At 41.5% G+C, this 18,313-nt stretch carries 11 protein-coding genes, 2 tRNA genes and 3 rRNA genes; 10 read left to right on the top strand and 6 right to left on the bottom strand.

Annotated features, from left to right (window positions below):
• Positions 1 to 8: 8 nt before the first annotated feature.
• Together H7R46_RS00060 and H7R46_RS00065 are read right to left on the bottom strand one after the other, a co-directional pair.
• Entirely contained in the window at positions 9 to 851 is an 843-nt protein-coding gene (locus H7R46_RS00060) for an alpha/beta fold hydrolase (protein ID WP_086260979.1), read from the bottom strand.
• A 127-nt stretch (positions 852 to 978) separates the two neighbouring features.
• The gene (locus H7R46_RS00065; RefSeq protein ID WP_086260980.1) at positions 979 to 2,106 is read right to left on the bottom strand and encodes an anhydro-N-acetylmuramic acid kinase; all 1,128 of its coding nucleotides are present in this window, start codon (positions 2,104 to 2,106) and stop codon (positions 979 to 981) included.
• Between the two features lie 61 nt (positions 2,107 to 2,167).
• On the opposite strand from H7R46_RS00065, the gene tyrS reads away from it, so the two are divergent.
• Positions 2,168 to 3,400, top strand: coding sequence for a tyrosine--tRNA ligase (tyrS, locus tag H7R46_RS00070; RefSeq protein ID WP_017481201.1), 1,233 nt, complete (start codon positions 2,168 to 2,170; stop codon positions 3,398 to 3,400).
• Positions 3,401 to 3,567: 167 nt separating this feature from the next.
• Here the strand turns inward: tyrS and H7R46_RS00075 are convergent, their stop codons facing one another.
• Complete coding sequence (locus tag H7R46_RS00075; RefSeq protein WP_182924234.1) at positions 3,568 to 3,858, bottom strand: hypothetical protein; 291 nt, start codon at positions 3,856 to 3,858, stop codon at positions 3,568 to 3,570.
• A 543-nt stretch (positions 3,859 to 4,401) separates the two neighbouring features.
• Between H7R46_RS00075 and H7R46_RS00080 the strand changes: the two genes are divergently transcribed.
• The 6 genes from H7R46_RS00080 to H7R46_RS00105 all read left to right on the top strand — a co-directional run bounded on the left by H7R46_RS00080 (position 4,402) and on the right by H7R46_RS00105 (position 10,510).
• Positions 4,402 to 5,939: ribosomal RNA gene (locus tag H7R46_RS00080) — 16S ribosomal RNA — on the top strand.
• Between the two features lie 59 nt (positions 5,940 to 5,998).
• A tRNA-Ile gene (locus H7R46_RS00085) sits at positions 5,999 to 6,075 on the top strand.
• Between the two features lie 55 nt (positions 6,076 to 6,130).
• Positions 6,131 to 6,206 (top strand) — tRNA-Ala (locus H7R46_RS00090).
• A gap of 352 nt (positions 6,207 to 6,558) precedes the next feature.
• Positions 6,559 to 9,449 (top strand): 23S ribosomal RNA (locus H7R46_RS00095).
• Positions 9,450 to 9,636: 187 nt separating this feature from the next.
• Positions 9,637 to 9,751, top strand: a 5S ribosomal RNA gene (gene rrf / locus H7R46_RS00100).
• The 16S, 23S and 5S rRNA genes sit together here with 2 tRNA genes alongside, the layout of an rRNA operon.
• Before the next feature lie 162 nt (positions 9,752 to 9,913).
• Entirely contained in the window at positions 9,914 to 10,510 is a 597-nt protein-coding gene (locus tag H7R46_RS00105; RefSeq protein ID WP_032012858.1) for a glutathione S-transferase family protein, read from the top strand.
• A 49-nt stretch (positions 10,511 to 10,559) separates the two neighbouring features.
• On the opposite strand, the gene H7R46_RS00110 is transcribed toward H7R46_RS00105, so the two are convergent.
• Positions 10,560 to 11,264: a TIGR04219 family outer membrane beta-barrel protein gene (locus tag H7R46_RS00110; RefSeq protein WP_078219904.1), complete on the bottom strand. Its 705-nt coding sequence runs from the start codon at positions 11,262 to 11,264 to the stop codon at positions 10,560 to 10,562.
• A 639-nt stretch (positions 11,265 to 11,903) separates the two neighbouring features.
• Here H7R46_RS00110 and H7R46_RS00115 point away from each other — a divergent pair.
• Both H7R46_RS00115 and H7R46_RS00120 read left to right on the top strand, forming a co-directional pair.
• Positions 11,904 to 13,382: a sodium-dependent transporter gene (locus H7R46_RS00115; protein WP_002119149.1), complete on the top strand. Its 1,479-nt coding sequence runs from the start codon at positions 11,904 to 11,906 to the stop codon at positions 13,380 to 13,382.
• 12 nt (positions 13,383 to 13,394) lie between these two features.
• Positions 13,395 to 13,538 (top strand): methionine/alanine import family NSS transporter small subunit, encoded by a 144-nt coding sequence (locus H7R46_RS00120; protein ID WP_016142648.1) that lies wholly within the window; start codon positions 13,395 to 13,397, stop codon positions 13,536 to 13,538.
• A 41-nt stretch (positions 13,539 to 13,579) separates the two neighbouring features.
• Here the strand turns inward: H7R46_RS00120 and rsmB are convergent, their stop codons facing one another.
• Together rsmB and fmt are read right to left on the bottom strand one after the other, a co-directional pair.
• On the bottom strand, positions 13,580 to 14,884 hold the full coding sequence (gene rsmB / locus H7R46_RS00125; RefSeq protein ID WP_086260912.1) for a 16S rRNA (cytosine(967)-C(5))-methyltransferase RsmB: 1,305 nt from the start codon (positions 14,882 to 14,884) through the stop codon (positions 13,580 to 13,582).
• Positions 14,881 to 15,840: a methionyl-tRNA formyltransferase gene (fmt, locus tag H7R46_RS00130; protein ID WP_005066547.1), complete on the bottom strand. Its 960-nt coding sequence runs from the start codon at positions 15,838 to 15,840 to the stop codon at positions 14,881 to 14,883. Before fmt ends, rsmB begins: the two co-directional genes overlap by 4 nt.
• Positions 15,841 to 16,187: 347 nt before the next feature.
• Here fmt and ilvD point away from each other — a divergent pair, with 347 nt between their 5' ends.
• Positions 16,188 to 18,017 carry a dihydroxy-acid dehydratase gene (gene ilvD, locus H7R46_RS00135; protein ID WP_025469767.1) on the top strand — a complete coding sequence of 610 codons (1,830 nt, stop codon included), beginning with the start codon at positions 16,188 to 16,190 and terminating at the stop codon, positions 18,015 to 18,017.
• Positions 18,018 to 18,313: the final 296 nt, after the last annotated feature.

Raw genomic sequence — 18,313 nt, forward strand, 5'->3', positions numbered from 1 at the left:
TCAAATCATTATTTTTTACGGACAGATTCTAAAAAGTATTGCACCAGTTCAGGCGCATTCTGATAGGGAATCCAATGCGACGCATCCATAAAAACTGCTTCATAACTATTTTTAAAATAATGTGAGTTTAGCTCGGCGCTTTTTTCTGTAACGGCAATATCATGTTTACCCCAAATAAAAAGAGTGGAGACATCTATGGCTTTAAACGGATTTTGAGGTTTGTCCCAAAAAAAGCCACGATACCAATTCAACGCCGTGGTTAATCTATTTTCCTTTATAAACTCAGCCTCAAATATCGCAATTTGCTGTTCAGTCATGCCTGATGACTTTAGAAACCTACGACCCAATTTAGGTATCTTTTTAAATAAAAGTTCGGGCAGAATCGGTAACTGAAAAATTGCAAAATAATAAGATTTAAAAAGTTGTCTACTGCTTAAACAAGCTTTTAAAAATGCAGCTTGGTGGGGTACAGAAACTAAAGTGAGATGTTGAATATATTGTGGATACTTCATAGCAACGCCTGAAGCAATTGCCGAGCCCCAGTCGTGCCCAATTAAATAAACTGGCTGGCCAAGCTGTTCAATTAAACTTGCCACATCTTCTACAAGTTCACTCAATGAATATTGAAATCGGCTTTTAGGCCTAGCATTTAAACTATAACCACGTTGATGAATCGCAAGTGTTCTAAATTGATGCTCATGCAATAATTCCGAAGTCTGCTCCCAACTATGAGCAGTTTCTGGAAAACCATGCAATAAAACAACGAGAGGACCATCTAGAGGGCCTGAATCAATCACATCGAATGTCCAAGCCCCGCGTGTATATTGATGAATACGTTTGGTCAGATCCATACAAACATGCCTTAAATTATTTTTATCGGCATTTATCATGAGTTTTTATGCTCATTTACATAACAGCATTTCGGGTCAGTAAATGTGCTATGAGGTCGAATCTAGTCAAACAAATCAATAAATAGTTTTATACTGCCGTGATCGTACCTAGGATTCTGAAATCCGAAGCGCCTGTGACTGCTGGCAAATTTCCACTTAAACCATCTACAAAGCGCATTGCTAACCATGCAAATGCTGTAGCCTCGACCCAAGTAGGGGAAAGTCCTAACACATCGGTAGGTTGAACAGACCAATTATGTTTACGTAAACGCCAACGTAATTGTTCTAGTAAATAAGAGTTATAAGCTCCACCACCGCAAACATACACTTCGCCTGTTTCCATCTCAGAACGATAAATCGCTTTTTGAATAGCACGCACAGTAAGTTTTAATAGGGTTGCTTGAATGTTTTCAGGGGTATCTTCTAACTCATCGTAAGTTAAATCATTTCGCCAATCGATTAACTGATCATCTAACCAGTCAATATTAAAGTCTTCACGTCCTGTGCTCTTAGGTGGTTCTTTAGAAAAATACTCATGCGCATGAAGACGGTCGAGTAAAGAGCGAATAGGGTGACCATAGGCAGCCCAATCACCATTTTCATCATATGGATGACCTGTATGGCGATGACACCACGCATCCATCAAAATATTTGCAGGTCCTGTATCAAAACCAAATACGCCGTCAGCATTATTGGCTGGCAGCATACTCACATTGGCAATACCACCCAAATTCAAAATCACACGATGAATACTTGGATGTTGAAATAATGCTTGATGGAAAGCCGGAACCAATGGCGCGCCTTGACCTCCTGCTGCCATATCTCTACGACGGAAATCTGAAACAACCGGAATCTGAGTAATTTCAGTAATAATGTTTGGATCACCAATTTGTAGCGTAAAGCCATGTTCTGGACGATGACGAATGGTTTGCCCATGCGAACCAATTGCTTTTATTTGGCTACGGTCTAATTGATGCTTTTCAATGAGAGTATTAATCCCATGACCAATCATTTGGGCCAGAGCAACATCAGCTTTACCCATGCGGTCAATTTCATTGTCATCAGGTAAAGTTAATGCCATAAGCTCATCACGTAACTCGGGTTCGAATGGAACTGTAAGAGTGGCATGAAGCTGTAGTGGCTCAAATGAAGCCGCAACAATATCTACACCATCCATACTAGTGCCAGTCATTACGCCGATATAGATTGCGCTCATATGCAACTTCCCCTGCAAGACGCTGAAAAAATGTTAGTATATCGCACAAATTGAATAACTGATGTGTTTAGGTTTTGTGATGTCAAATTTCTTGCCCGCCGAAGAACAGCTTGCCCTCATCCAACGAGGCACGCACGAAATTATTTCAGAAGAAGATTTACTGAAAAAGCTTAAAGAGAATCGTCCTCTTAAAATTAAAGCTGGTTTTGACCCTACAGCACCAGATTTACATTTAGGACATACGGTTCTTATTAATAAACTAAAAACTTTCCAAGACTTGGGCCATGAAGTTACCTTCTTAATTGGTGACTATACAGCGATGATTGGTGACCCAACTGGTAAAAGCGCAACTCGTCCACCGTTGTCACGTGAACAAGTAGAAGCCAACGCTAAAACTTATCAAGAGCAAGTATTCAAGATATTAGACCCGAATAAAACAAAAGTACGTTTTAACTCAGAATGGTTTAATCAAAAGTCTGCTGCTGACCTTATTCAATTAGCAAGCCAGCAAACCGTATCACGTATGTTAGAGCGTGATGACTTTACTAAGCGTTATAGCAATCATCAGCCGATTGCAATTCATGAGTTTTTATATCCTTTAGTTCAAGGTTATGACTCAATTGCGCTTGAAGCTGACGTTGAGTTAGGCGGTACAGACCAGACCTTTAACTTACTTATGGGTCGTACTTTACAAAGCCGTTATGGCCAAGAATCTCAAGTGTGTATCACCGTGCCGATTCTAGAAGGTCTAGATGGCGTAAATAAAATGTCTAAATCTTTAGGTAACTATATTGGTGTATTTGATACACCAGGGGCAATGTACCAAAAAGTTTTATCAATGCCAGACTCTTTAATTGAACGCTATTTCGATTTATTAAGCTTCAAATCTCTTGATGAGATCAAAGCTCTATTAGATGAAATTGCTGCTGGTCGTAATCCGCAAGAAGTAAAACGCATCCTTGCACTTGAGCTAGTTGAACGCTTCCATGATGCAGAAGCTGCTGCTAATGCCCATAAGAGTGCTGGTAACCGTATTACAGAAGGTGAAGTACCTGAAGACACACCAGAAGTGACTATTTCACTTGGTGAGTTTGGAGGAGAAATCTTTATTGCTACGATTTTACGTGTAGCGGGGCTAAACCCAAATGCAGCTGCGGCAAAAGATGCGGTTGCTCGTGGTGCGGTAAAAGTTGACTGGAATGCCGTTGATGCAAGCTTCTCTGTAAAAGAAAAAGGAAGCTTTATTATTCAATCAGGTAAAAAAGCAATTGCACGTGTAATTTTCACTGACTAATAAAATAAAGTTATAGAGTAAAAAGCAGGAGTAATCCTGCTTTTTTTATTTCTGATCACAAAATCAATTAAGCGTTCCACGTGGAACAATTTGTAATTAACTTAATAAGTAGAAAAATAGAATAAGTAAAGAATAGAAAGTATTAATCAATAAATAGAGTATTTGCTCTAGTCTGTCTTTGGAATCTTTGGAATCTTTGGAATCTTTGGAATCTTTGGAATCTTTGGAATCTTTGGAATCTTTGGAATCTTTGGAATCTTTGGAATCTTTGGAATCTTTGGAATCTTTGGAATCTTTGGAATCTTTGGAATCTTTGGAATCTTTGGAATCTTTGGTATCTTTGGAATCTTTGGAATCTTTGGAATCTTTGGAATCTTTGGAATCTTTGGAATCTTTGGAATCTTTGGAATCTTTGGACTTAAGGGAGTATATATGTCTATAAACCCTATTAAAGACATAGGAAATTAAAAATGTCCCAAATTCTTAAATATAAAACTAATATAAGGCAGTGAAAGTGCCTAAAAAAAAGCCATATATATCACTTTTTTCGCAAAATAGTAGAAAAAAACGGCACTCAAGTGAAAAAGGCTGAAATACCCCTTGCAAAGGGGATGAGATGGTCTATAATGCACATCCATCGGCGGTGATGCAGATAGAAACTTGTTGAAAAACAGTTACTTGTGATTAGATTGGTTGCTTTAAGTGATGAATTTGATGGTAAGTTGGTTTGAGAGATAAGTTTTAAAAATATCGAAATTACCTGTTGACTTTTAAGAGATTAAGAGTAATATAGCCGACCTAGCTTGCTGGTGACGAACCAGGAAGAAGATCATTAAGAGAATTGAAGAACAACTTGTGTGGATTTTTACTGATTGATTAATCGAAATAATTTTCATTAATTGATTGGTTTAAATTACTCGAAGTTTATTTGAGCGAAATTTAAGTCAGTAATTGATGAGCCAGAATTGGCACCTTGTCTTTAATAAGGTGCAAAATGATTTTAACTGAAGAGTTTGATCATGGCTCAGATTGAACGCTGGCGGCAGGCTTAACACATGCAAGTCGAGCGGAGAGAGGTAGCTTGCTACTGATCTTAGCGGCGGACGGGTGAGTAATGCTTAGGAATCTGCCTATTAGTGGGGGACAACATTTCGAAAGGAATGCTAATACCGCATACGTCCTACGGGAGAAAGCAGGGGATCTTCGGACCTTGCGCTAATAGATGAGCCTAAGTCGGATTAGCTAGTTGGTGGGGTAAAGGCCTACCAAGGCGACGATCTGTAGCGGGTCTGAGAGGATGATCCGCCACACTGGGACTGAGACACGGCCCAGACTCCTACGGGAGGCAGCAGTGGGGAATATTGGACAATGGGCGCAAGCCTGATCCAGCCATGCCGCGTGTGTGAAGAAGGCCTTATGGTTGTAAAGCACTTTAAGCGAGGAGGAGGCTACTTTAGTTAATACCTAGAGATAGTGGACGTTACTCGCAGAATAAGCACCGGCTAACTCTGTGCCAGCAGCCGCGGTAATACAGAGGGTGCAAGCGTTAATCGGATTTACTGGGCGTAAAGCGCGCGTAGGCGGCTAATTAAGTCAAATGTGAAATCCCCGAGCTTAACTTGGGAATTGCATTCGATACTGGTTAGCTAGAGTGTGGGAGAGGATGGTAGAATTCCAGGTGTAGCGGTGAAATGCGTAGAGATCTGGAGGAATACCGATGGCGAAGGCAGCCATCTGGCCTAACACTGACGCTGAGGTGCGAAAGCATGGGGAGCAAACAGGATTAGATACCCTGGTAGTCCATGCCGTAAACGATGTCTACTAGCCGTTGGGGCCTTTGAGGCTTTAGTGGCGCAGCTAACGCGATAAGTAGACCGCCTGGGGAGTACGGTCGCAAGACTAAAACTCAAATGAATTGACGGGGGCCCGCACAAGCGGTGGAGCATGTGGTTTAATTCGATGCAACGCGAAGAACCTTACCTGGCCTTGACATAGTAAGAACTTTCCAGAGATGGATTGGTGCCTTCGGGAACTTACATACAGGTGCTGCATGGCTGTCGTCAGCTCGTGTCGTGAGATGTTGGGTTAAGTCCCGCAACGAGCGCAACCCTTTTCCTTATTTGCCAGCGAGTAATGTCGGGAACTTTAAGGATACTGCCAGTGACAAACTGGAGGAAGGCGGGGACGACGTCAAGTCATCATGGCCCTTACGGCCAGGGCTACACACGTGCTACAATGGTCGGTACAAAGGGTTGCTACCTAGCGATAGGATGCTAATCTCAAAAAGCCGATCGTAGTCCGGATTGGAGTCTGCAACTCGACTCCATGAAGTCGGAATCGCTAGTAATCGCGGATCAGAATGCCGCGGTGAATACGTTCCCGGGCCTTGTACACACCGCCCGTCACACCATGGGAGTTTGTTGCACCAGAAGTAGCTAGCCTAACTGCAAAGAGGGCGGTTACCACGGTGTGGCCGATGACTGGGGTGAAGTCGTAACAAGGTAGCCGTAGGGGAACCTGCGGCTGGATCACCTCCTTAACGAAAGATTGACGATTGGTAAGAATCCACAACAAGTTGTTCTTCATAGATGTATCTGAGGGTCTGTAGCTCAGTTGGTTAGAGCACACGCTTGATAAGCGTGGGGTCACAAGTTCAAGTCTTGTCAGACCCACCATGACTTTGACTGGTTGAAGTTATAGATAAAAGATACATGACTGATGATGTAAGCTGGGGACTTAGCTTAGTTGGTAGAGCGCCTGCTTTGCACGCAGGAGGTCAGGAGTTCGACTCTCCTAGTCTCCACCAGAACTTAAGAGAAGTTCGGATTACAGAAATTAGTAAATAGAGATTTAGATCTTGGTTTATTAACTTCTGTGATTTAAGTATCACGGTATTAAGCATGACCTGACGAAGGCATGTTTATTCATTAACAGATTGGCAAAATTGAGTCTGAAATAAATTGTTCACTCAAGAGTTTAGATTAAGCAATTAATCTAGATGAATTGAGAACTAGCAAATTAACTGAATCAAGCGTTTTGGTATATGAATTTAGATTGAAGCTGTACAGTGTTTAAGTACACAGACAACAGATAGTAGCGATGAAGAATCGCACGGACAACACTCACTTGTAGGTGTTGACGACTGTTTGGGGTTGTATAGTCAAGTAATTAAGTGCATGTGGTGGATGCCTTGGCAGTCAGAGGCGATGAAAGACGTGATAGCCTGCGAAAAGCTCCGGGGAGGCGGCAAATATCCTTTGATCCGGAGATTTCTGAATGGGGGAACCCACCTACTTTAAGGTAGGTATTGCAACATGAATACATAGTGTTGCAAGGCGAACGAGGGGAAGTGAAACATCTCAGTACCCTTAGGAAAAGAAATCAATTGAGATTCCCTCAGTAGCGGCGAGCGAACGGGGATCAGCCCATTAAGTTATGTGTGTTTTAGTGGAACGCTCTGGGAAGTGCGAACGTAGAGGGTGATATTCCCGTACACGAAAGGGCACACATAATGATGACGAGTAGGGCGAGGCACGTGAAACCTTGTCTGAATATGGGGGGACCATCCTCCAAGGCTAAATACTCCTGACTGACCGATAGTGAACCAGTACCGTGAGGGAAAGGCGAAAAGAACCCCTGTGAGGGGAGTGAAATAGATCCTGAAACCGCATGCATACAAGCAGTGGGAGCACCTTCGTGGTGTGACTGCGTACCTTTTGTATAATGGGTCAGCGACTTATATTCAGTAGCGAGGTTAACCGTATAGGGGAGCCGTAGAGAAATCGAGTCTTAATAGGGCGTTTAGTTGCTGGGTATAGACCCGAAACCAGGCGATCTATCCATGAGCAGGTTGAAGGTTGGGTAACACTAACTGGAGGACCGAACCCACTGTCGTTGAAAAGCCAGGGGATGACTTGTGGATAGGGGTGAAAGGCTAATCAAGCCTGGTGATAGCTGGTTCTCCCCGAAAGCTATTTAGGTAGCGCCTCGGACGAATACCATAGGGGGTAGAGCACTGTTTCGGCTAGGGGGTCATCCCGACTTACCAAACCGATGCAAACTCCGAATACCTATGAGTACTATCCGGGAGACAGACTGCGGGTGCTAACGTCCGTAGTCAAGAGGAAAACAATCCAGACCGCCAGCTAAGGCCCCAAAATCATAGTTAAGTGGGAAACGATGTGGGAAGGCATAGACAGCTAGGAGGTTGGCTTAGAAGCAGCCACCCTTTAAAGAAAGCGTAATAGCTCACTAGTCGAGTCGGCCTGCGCGGAAGATGTAACGGGGCTAAAATTATGTGCCGAAGCTGCGGATTTGACATTAGTCAAGTGGTAGGGGAGCGTTCTGTAAGCCGATGAAGGTGTATTGAGAAGTATGCTGGAGGTATCAGAAGTGCGAATGCTGACGTGAGTAACGACAAAACGGGTGAAAAACCCGTTCGCCGAAAGACCAAGGGTTCCAGTCCAACGTTAATCGGGGCTGGGTGAGTCGACCCCTAAGGCGAGGCCGAAAGGCGTAGTCGATGGGAAATTGGTTAATATTCCAATACTTCTGTGTAATGCGATGAGAGGACGGAGAAGGTTAAGTCAGCCTGGCGTTGGTTGTCCAGGTGGAAGGATGTAGGTATGTATCTTAGGCAAATCCGGGGTACTCTATACTGAGATCCGATAGCAAGCTGTACTTGTACAGTGAAGTGGCTGATACCATGCTTCCAGGAAAAGTCTCTAAGCTTCAGTTACACAGGAATCGTACCCGAAACCGACACAGGTGGTCAGGTCGAGTAGACCAAGGCGCTTGAGAGAACTCTGCTGAAGGAACTAGGCAAAATGGTACCGTAACTTCGGGAGAAGGTACGCTGTTGTTGGTGATGGAACTTGCTTCCTGAGCTGACGACAGCCGCAGAAACCAGGCCGCTGCAACTGTTTATTAAAAACATAGCACTCTGCAAACACGAAAGTGGACGTATAGGGTGTGATGCCTGCCCGGTGCTGGAAGGTTAATTGATGGGGTTAGCGTAAGCGAAGCTCTTGATCGAAGCCCCAGTAAACGGCGGCCGTAACTATAACGGTCCTAAGGTAGCGAAATTCCTTGTCGGGTAAGTTCCGACCTGCACGAATGGCATAATGATGGCGGCGCTGTCTCCAGCAGAGGCTCAGTGAAATCGAAATCGCTGTGAAGATGCAGTGTACCCGCGGCTAGACGGAAAGACCCCGTGAACCTTTACTGCAGCTTGACACTGAACTTTGACCTTACTTGTGTAGGATAGGTGGGAGGCTTTGAAGTTGGAACGCTAGTTCCAATGGAGCCGTCCTTGAAATACCACCCTGGTAATGTTGAGGTTCTAACTCTGTCCCGTTATCCGGGACGAGGACCGTGTCTGGTGGGTAGTTTGACTGGGGCGGTCTCCTCCTAAAGAGTAACGGAGGAGTACGAAGGTGCGCTCAGCGTGGTCGGAAATCACGCGTAGAGTATAAAGGCAAAAGCGCGCTTAACTGCGAGACCCACAAGTCGAGCAGGTACGAAAGTAGGTCTTAGTGATCCGGTGGTTCTGTATGGAAGGGCCATCGCTCAACGGATAAAAGGTACTCTGGGGATAACAGGCTGATACCGCCCAAGAGTTCATATCGACGGCGGTGTTTGGCACCTCGATGTCGGCTCATCTCATCCTGGGGCTGAAGCAGGTCCCAAGGGTATGGCTGTTCGCCATTTAAAGAGGTACGCGAGCTGGGTTTAGAACGTCGTGAGACAGTTCGGTCCCTATCTACCGTGGGCGCTGGAAATTTGAGAGGATCTGCTCCTAGTACGAGAGGACCAGAGTGGACGAACCTCTGGTGTACCGGTTGTGACGCCAGTCGCATCGCCGGGTAGCTATGTTCGGAAGGGATAACCGCTGAAAGCATCTAAGCGGGAAGCCTACCTCAAGATAAGATTTCCCTAGGAATTTATTCCTCTAAAGAGCCGTTCGAGACTAGGACGTTGATAGGTTGGATGTGGAAGCATAGTGATATGTGAAGCTGACCAATACTAATTGCTCGTGAGGCTTGACTATACAACACCCAAGCAGTTGTATATGAAGCATCAATCGATTCATAAACATGCAAAGCAACTTGATTTAGTTATACTACTAGCTAAAATGAACAACGAAAAATCAGATTCAATCAGCCCATCTGTCAAGATTTGGAAAACGCAACGTATCACACAGTGAATAAAACGAAGCAAGTATCCATACCAGTTGTGCTGGCGACCATAGCAAGAGTGAACCACCTGATCCCTTCCCGAACTCAGAAGTGAAACCTCTTAGCGCTGATGGTAGTGTGGGGTTACCCATGTGAGAGTAAGTCATCGCCAGCTCATTATTCTAAACACCCCCGTTCTAATGAATGGGGGTGTTTTTTTATCGGGGGAGAAAAAATATATAGGCGGAGAATAAATATAAAAATACTAAGGAAGAGTTGTGCTATAAATAATAAGAAAATTAATCTTTTAAGTATGCATAATAAGGGAAGAGCATCTATGATAATTTATGGTGATGTCGGTTCGGGTAACTGCTATAAGATAAAACTATTACTTTCCTTATTAAATATTAATCATAGATGGATCCACGTTGATATTTTAAACAAAGAAACTCAATCAGCTGATTTTTTGTCGTTAAATCCTAATGGAAAAATACCTGTATTAGTCCTAGAAGATGGTCGTGTTTTGAGTGAGTCGAATGCTATCTTAGGTTACTTGGCTGAAGGAACAAAATTTATTCCTACAGATCCTTTTATTAAAGCAAAAATGTACCAATGGATGTTCTTTGAGCAGTATAGTCATGAACCATTTATTGCGGTTGCTCGTTTTATTAATAAATATTTAGGGTTACCACCAGAAAGAATAGAGGAATACCATAATTTACAGCCAAAAGGCCATAAAGCACTATCTATTATGGATAAAGCTTTAGTAGACCACGACTATCTTGTTGGAGATCAATTAACTATTGCTGACATTGCCTTGTATGCATACACGCATGTCGCGGAGGAAGGTGGTTTTGATTTGGAGCTATATCCAAATATTCAAGCGTGGTGTCAAAGGATTCGAGAATATTTAGGTTATGTAGATATGATTTAAATAAAAAAGAACTCATATAGAGTTCTTTTTTTATTTCTGAAATTCTGATTTAGAAATGTGCTTCTAAACCTACATATGGGCCTTTAAACTCAAATTTAAGGTCATTGTTATCGTAGTCATCTAAGTTGATATTAAGTACGCGATAGCCTGCTGTTAGACCCAGATCAATGAGTAAGTTATCTGCAAATTTATATTTTACTTCTGCCAGTGCATCTGTAATTCGTGCATCATCAAAGTTTGTATAAGTTGCTTCACCTTTAGCACTTAAGCCTGTAAACGGTAGTTTTACTTCACCTGACAAATAAGCAATAGGATATGTTTTATCAATATCCACGCGCTTACCTGTGTACGCAGTAATATCACCATTTAATACAGTTGCACCAAGACCAGCATCCACACTTACAATATTATCTAGTAACTCATAGTAGAGGATAAAATCGCTATGATCTAAATCAACTTTATAGTTGGCTTGACCTAAAGTTTCTGATTTAGTTTCGGTATCTAAATTTACATAACGAATTTTTGCATTTGGAATAAATGGAATTGGGTGTTCTACTGCTAATGAGATTTGAGCACTGCCTTTTTGATCTAAATCTTGATCTTCAGGTGATTGAGAAGACATATTAGCTTTACCGTCATAGAACCAGTAACCTACGTCGCCTTTTACTCCTACGAAGTCTGCTTGAGCAAAGCCACTTAAGCCCATCCCGAGCGTTAATAAAGATATTTTTAATATTTTCATTTTTACATCCACATAAAAGAAATCTTTGAGCGCATGATATAGAGATCTTGCTACAGATGCATTGATAAAAAATAAGGATCTGAGGTGTGTGAGATGAGTAAATTTTTAAACCTTAAAAAAGTTTATTTAATTCAAATAATTAATATTTTCTTCTTCATTTAAATGAATTTAATCTTTTAGAAAATTTAGTATAAATTTTGTCAATCGTATCGGACTTATTAAATTTTAATTGATAACTAGGGAGTTAAAAATAAATTAGTGGATAAGTTGAGTAATTAAATAAGTATTTTCAGGGATTACAATAAAATTGCATTGAATAATAATTTTGATCTGCAAGTAGTAGTACGTAAATATTAGCTGAAAAATAACCAATTGTGAAAAAAACTCAGAAAATTCGTAAAATTTCTGACGGAAATTACAGTAAAAAGAAATAAAAACAGGTATTGTTCAGCTATATAGGGGCAAAAAATGGACAAAAATCTTTAAGGAAGAATTTTCTATTTTTGCTTGTTTGTTAAGGGAATAAAAATACTCAAAAGGTGCATTTTATTTTCTACAAACACAAAAGTATTTTTTGGTTCTTTTTTTGCATGCGGAATAACAATCAACAATAGCAGTAAAAATAAGTAATCTTTTAACATTAGGTGTTCTATGACAGATTCTCGTGAAAACTGGACGTCACGATCTGGTTTTATTATTGCAGCCGTTGGTTCGGCTGTAGGCTTAGGTAATATCTGGCGCTTTCCATACGTTGCTTATGAAAATGGTGGTGGCGCATTTCTTATTCCCTATCTATTGGCACTCATTACTGCTGGTTTACCGTTACTATTTTTAGATTATGCGGTAGGACATCGTAGTACTGGTTCACCTCCTAAAGCGTATCGTGCCCTATTTAAAGGCGGGGAAACATTAGGTTGGTGGCAGGTTTGTGTCTGTATCATCATTGGTTTGTACTATGCAAGTGTACTCACTTGGGCTGGTAGTTATGTTTACTTCTCTATTGGCCAAATGTGGGGAAGTGATCCGGAAGGTTTCTTCTTTAATACCTATTTGCAGACCACAAAAGCAACCGGTTTTGATTTACAGTTTGTAGGTCATTTATTCTGGCCGATTGTTGGGATTTGGGCACTTACTCTAATCATTCTTTATGGTGGTGTGAAAAAAGGTGTGGAATTATCGAATAAGATTTTCATGCCTTTATTATTCATTCTCTTCACTATTTTAGTGATTCAATCATTACGTTTACCAGGCGCGGTTCAAGGCTTAAATGCTTTCTTTACGCCGAACTGGTCAGCAATGATGGATTATAAAGTTTGGTTAGCTGCTTATGGCCATACTTTCTTCTCCCTCTCTGTCGGTTTCGGGATCATGGTGACTTATGCATCTTATTTGAAACCAAAAACGAATTTAACAGGTTCTGGTTTAATCGTTGGTTTTGCAAATGCATCAACAGAGATTTTGGCTGGTATTGGTATCTTCGCAGCGCTTGGTTTTATGGCTCATGCAGCAGGTACTGAAGTTAAAGATGTTGTGAGTGGCGGGATTGGGTTAGCATTTATTGCGTTCCCTAAAATTATTTCAAGTTTAGGTACAGGTGCCGATTTATTTGGTTTCTTATTCTTCTCTTCACTTTTCGTCGCAGGTATTTCTTCGATGGTGAGTATTTTGGAAGTACCTATTGCAGCAATGCAAGATAAATTGAAATGGGGCCGTAAAAAAGCTGTAACCATTATTGGTGGTGGTAGTGCACTTGTATCAATTATTTTATTCTCAAGTGTAAACGCAATTAAGCTGGTTGATATTGTTGACCACTTTATCAATAACATCGGTATTATTGGCGGTGCTTTACTTTCTATTATTGCCGTGACTTGGTTTAAACGTTCTGCACTGAAAGAACTTCGTGATCACGTCAATCGCATCTCAACTATTCAATTAGGTAAGGGGTGGGATTTCACTTTAACAGTCATTACATCGTTAATCTTGTTAACTACACTCAGTATGACTGTATTTAATTTGATCAAAAATGGCTATGATACTTATAGTATGAGCTTACAAGGTGTATTCGGCTGGGGCAGTGTGATTTTCTGTGCAGTTGTTGCAATTGTTTTAAGCAAAATGAAAGATCGCTAGGAGGATAGAATAATGAATACTTCAGCAATCGTAATGATGGTAATTTCGATGGTGTTTTTATGGGGTGGCTTGGTTTTATCCATTATCCATTTATCGAAGCATCCTGAAGAGTTAGATGACGTTTTAGAAGAAGTAAAAGATCAGCACACACTTTGATACTGATCGAGAAAAAAAAGCAGGCTTTAAGCCTGCTTTTTTTATGCAATTTTTTGGATTTTACAATAATAAAATCCATCACCAGACTGTGCTTGTGGCAGTAATTGGCGACCATGAGTTTGCTCGATTCCCCAATCAGCATCAATCTTGATCTCTTTTGCATTTGGATTTTCAGCAAAAAAAGTCATCATTTGCTGTTCATTTTCAGCTTTTAAAATTGAACAGGTGATGTAAAGCAATGTGCCGCCAACTTTAAGCTGTTGCCACATGTGGTCCAAGATCTGCTTTTGTAGTTCAATGGTTTGAGCTATATCGGTAGATTGGCGCAATAGGCGTATGTCAGGATGACGACGAATAACCCCTGTAGCAGAGCAAGGTGCATCGAGCACAATACAATCTACTAGCTGTGCAGGTACCCATTGAGTTGCATCCGCTGCCAAAATCTCTGTATGACTTTGATCAAGTGCTAAGCGATTTAAGTTCTCAGTTACACGCACTAAACGGCTTGGGTCCTGATCAATCGCAATGAGCTGAGCAGGTTTAAACTTTTCAAGTAAATGAGCAGTTTTGCCCCCTGGGGCAGCACACGCATCAACTACTATTTTATCGTTCAAATCTGGCAATAATGTTGCGCAAAGCTGAGCGTGTTCATCTTGTACAGAAAACCAACCTTGTTCAAAACCAGGTAGTTGAGTAATTTGTACAGATTGTTCAAGAACAATACCTGCCTCAGACAAAGTACAAGCACGTGCCTGAATTTCTAGACTTTGTAGTTTTGCTAAATAAGCATCGCGGCCAATATGACGCTGGTTCACCCTTAAGGTTAAAGGCGCGACTTGCTTCAAAGATTGGCAGAGAGATTCAGTTTGTTCACCCCAATCCTTTTTTAAGCGTTTGAAAAGCCAGCTTGGTAAGCCATGCGCCTGCTGTAAGCCTTGCTGAAAGTCATCAGTTTCACGAGTAGCTCGGCGCAAAATAGCATTCACAATACCGCTGAGTGCAGGGAAACCAAGTTGTTTGGTTGCATCTACTGTTTCTGAAATAGCGGCATGCGCTGCAATACGCGTGCATAAAACTTGATAAAGACCAACATAAAGACAGGTTTCTACTGTCTCATTATTTAAAGGCTTGCTGAGTAGAGGCAGGCTAATTGATTTAAGTGCAAACCATTGGCGCAATGTACCTAAAACAAGTTCGTGAAACAAAGCGCGATCGCGCTCTGCTACCTGATTGAGCTGTGTATTTAAAATACTAGCGAGTGATTGGCCTTGCTGAACTTTTAATAACGTCTGGACGACTTGAGCACGTAAGTTAAATCGTGACGAATTTGATGAAACCTGACTCATGACAGAATTTGTCCTACATGAAATTTTTGAGTTTGTAACATTTGTTTGCTATTGAGAGCCTTACCACCTGGCCATTGCACACTAGTTAATAGCAATGGTCGACCTTTTCCACAAACCACCATCACACCATGATTGTCTACCCTAACAATTTCACCTGGGACTTTGTTACTAAATTCAGTAATCGTAAGTTCTGCGGCCCAAACACGTAACACTTGCCCGTCTAGTTCACAAAACGACACAGGCCAAGGGTTGAACGCACGAATATTTCGGTCAAGCTGAACAGCATCATTTGACCAGTCAATACGAGCTTCTGATTTCACCAATTTGTGTGCATAGACAGTTAGGCTTTCATCTTGAACTTCACGCTCTGCCAAATATTTTTGTAGTGTTTCTTCTGACTCGAGTACGTCACAAATTGCTGTTGCACCTTGAGCTGCGAGTTTGTCATGTAAAGTCGCTGATGTATCTTCGGCTGTGATTGGACAGTAGGTTTTATACATCATATCCCCTGTATCTAAACCAGCAGCCATTTGCATGATTGTGATTCCGGTTTCTTCATCACCTGTTGCAATCGCACGCTGAATTGGTGCTGCACCGCGCCAACGTGGTAATAATGAACCGTGAATATTTAAACAGCCATATTTCGGTGTATCGAGCACAGTTTGTGGAAGAATTAAACCATAGGCTGCAACCACCATCACATCTGCGCCTAAAGCTGCCAGTTCTTGTTGAGCCGCTAAACCTTCTTCTGTAGATGCTTTGAAGTGAAGGGGTTGATAAACAGGGATATTATGCTCAAGTGCAAGTTGTTTTACAGGAGATGGCGTTAGTTTTTGTCCACGACCCGATTTACGATCTGGCTGAGTGTAAACCGCGATAATTTCATGGGAAGTTTTTAATAAAGCCGCCAATGCTGTTGCAGCAAATTCGGGGGTGCCAGCAAAAATAATTTTCACAAATGCAATCCAAAAAGAGTTTAGGCGTAGTATACGTGAAAAACGATTGAAGCCCTAAAATCATAGCGATTGAGCATTTTAGTTTTTAAATAGTGAACAAAAAATTATTGAAAAACTTTTATTGATAAAAAAAGGTTATGAAAAAATAAAAAATTATTCATGTAAGTTTTGCTAAATATTGACTGTCTATTACTGTTCTTGGCTTTCCGAATATTATTTGCTTCTATAGAATGGAGAATGATCAAATTATGATGATGAGTCAATATTCCGACTGATCTAACGCTATATCAGTATCATTCGCCAGAGCGGGAAAAATTCCGCTCAAGCACAACTTGTTGGAAACACTAATGCCTGACTATCGTTCAAAAACATCGACACACGGAAGAAATATGGCTGGCGCACGTGGCTTATGGCGTGCAACAGGAATGAAAGATGAGGATTTCGGCAAACCGATTATTGCGGTGGTCAACTCATTTACTCAATTTGTGCCGGGCCATGTACATCTTAAAGATCTAGGGCAGCTTGTCGCAGCAGAAATTCAGGCAGCAGGTGGTGTTGCTAAAGAGTTCAATACGATCGCAGTAGATGACGGGATCGCAATGGGGCATGACGGCATGCTTTATTCTTTACCATCACGTGATTTGATTGCTGACTCAGTTGAATATATGGTGAATGCACACTGTGCAGATGCCATGGTGTGTATTTCAAACTGTGACAAAATTACTCCGGGAATGCTCATGGCTGCGATGCGTCTGAATATTCCTGTTGTTTTCGTGTCTGGCGGACCAATGGAAGCTGGTAAGGTTAAGTTCCGCGGTAGTGAAAAAGCGATTGACCTTGTTGATGCAATGGTTGTTGCGGCTGATGAAAGTTATACAGACGAAGAAGTTGAAGAATTTGAACGTTCGGCATGTCCAACCTGTGGTTCATGTTCAGGTATGTTCACTGCAAACTCAATGAACTGTTTAACAGAAGCTTTAGGTTTATCTTTACCGGGTAATGGTTCGATTGTTGCGACGCATGCAAACCGTAAGAAACTATTCTTAAAAGCAGGCCAACTTATTGTTGAATTGGCTAAGCGCTATTACGAACAAGAAGATGCAAGCATTTTACCTCGTTCGATTGCAACAAAGGCTGCATTTAAAAATGCGATGACCCTTGATATTGCAATGGGTGGTTCAACCAATACGGTTCTGCATTTATTGGCTGCGGCAAGTGAAGCAGAAGTTGATTTTACAATGGACGATATTGACGAATTATCACGTCGAGTTCCTGTATTGTCTAAAGTAGCGCCTGCAAAACAAGACGTTCATATGGAAGATGTACACCGTGCGGGTGGCATTATGGCGATCTTAGGTGAGCTTGATCGTGCGAAGTTGCTTGATGTATCTGTACCGACTGTACACGAGAAAACTTTAAAAGATGCGTTGGATAAGTGGGATATTATTCGTACTGAAGATGCAGACGTTTATGAATTCTATCGTTCATCACCAGGTGGTGTTCCAACTCAAGTTGCATTCTCGCAAAATCGCTATTATTCAACATTAGATGGCGACCGTGAAAAAGGCGTTATCCGTAATGCAGAACATGCTTTCTCTAAAGATGGTGGTTTAGCAGTTCTATACGGCAACATCGCGCTTGATGGTTGTATCGTGAAAACTGCAGGTGTTGATGAATCAATCTTGAAATTTACGGGCACAGCGCGTGTATTTGAGAGCCAAGATGCAGCTGTAGATGCAATTTTAGGTCATGACATTAAAGCTGGCGATGTGGTTGTGATTCGTTACGAAGGTCCACGTGGTGGTCCGGGTATGCAAGAAATGCTTTACCCAACTAGCTACCTTAAATCGAAAGGTTTAGGAAAAGACTGTGCATTGGTAACAGATGGTCGTTTCTCTGGTGGTTCATCAGGTCTTTCAATTGGTCACGTTTCACCAGAAGCGGCTGAAGGCGGTGCGATTGGTTTGGTTGAAGATGGTGATACTATTGAAATCGATATTCCAAACCGTACGATTCACTTAAACGTTGATGATGCGACTATGGCACATCGTCGTACAGTACAGGAAGCGAAAGGCTGGCATCCGAAAGAAGAACGTAAACGTAAAGTATCAAAAGCGTTAAAAGTTTATGCAATGCATACAACAAGTGCAGCGAAAGGAGCTGTACGCGTTCTATAAAATATTCAATTTTAATAATTGATTAGGAATCATGCACCCTTTAACACGATGAATTGCTATCATGTTAAGGGTGCATTTTTCATGTCTGGTAAATAAAATCAGCTTGTAGAAAAAGGTGTTTTTAGATCATTCTATGGGTTTGCCATAAAATGGTGATAAAATCTTCACCTACGTAGGAACTTGCTAAAAACATGACTTATTTTCTGCGTAAACTAAGGTAGTTATATTTCAATCTCGACTACTGTTTTACCTTGCACTATGATCAAAACAATCTTTGATCTCGCTTAGGATTTATT

The sequence above is a fragment of the Acinetobacter sp. BEC1-S18-ESBL-01 genome (genome assembly GCF_014169935.1).
GTDB lineage: Bacteria > Pseudomonadota > Gammaproteobacteria > Pseudomonadales > Moraxellaceae > Acinetobacter > Acinetobacter pittii.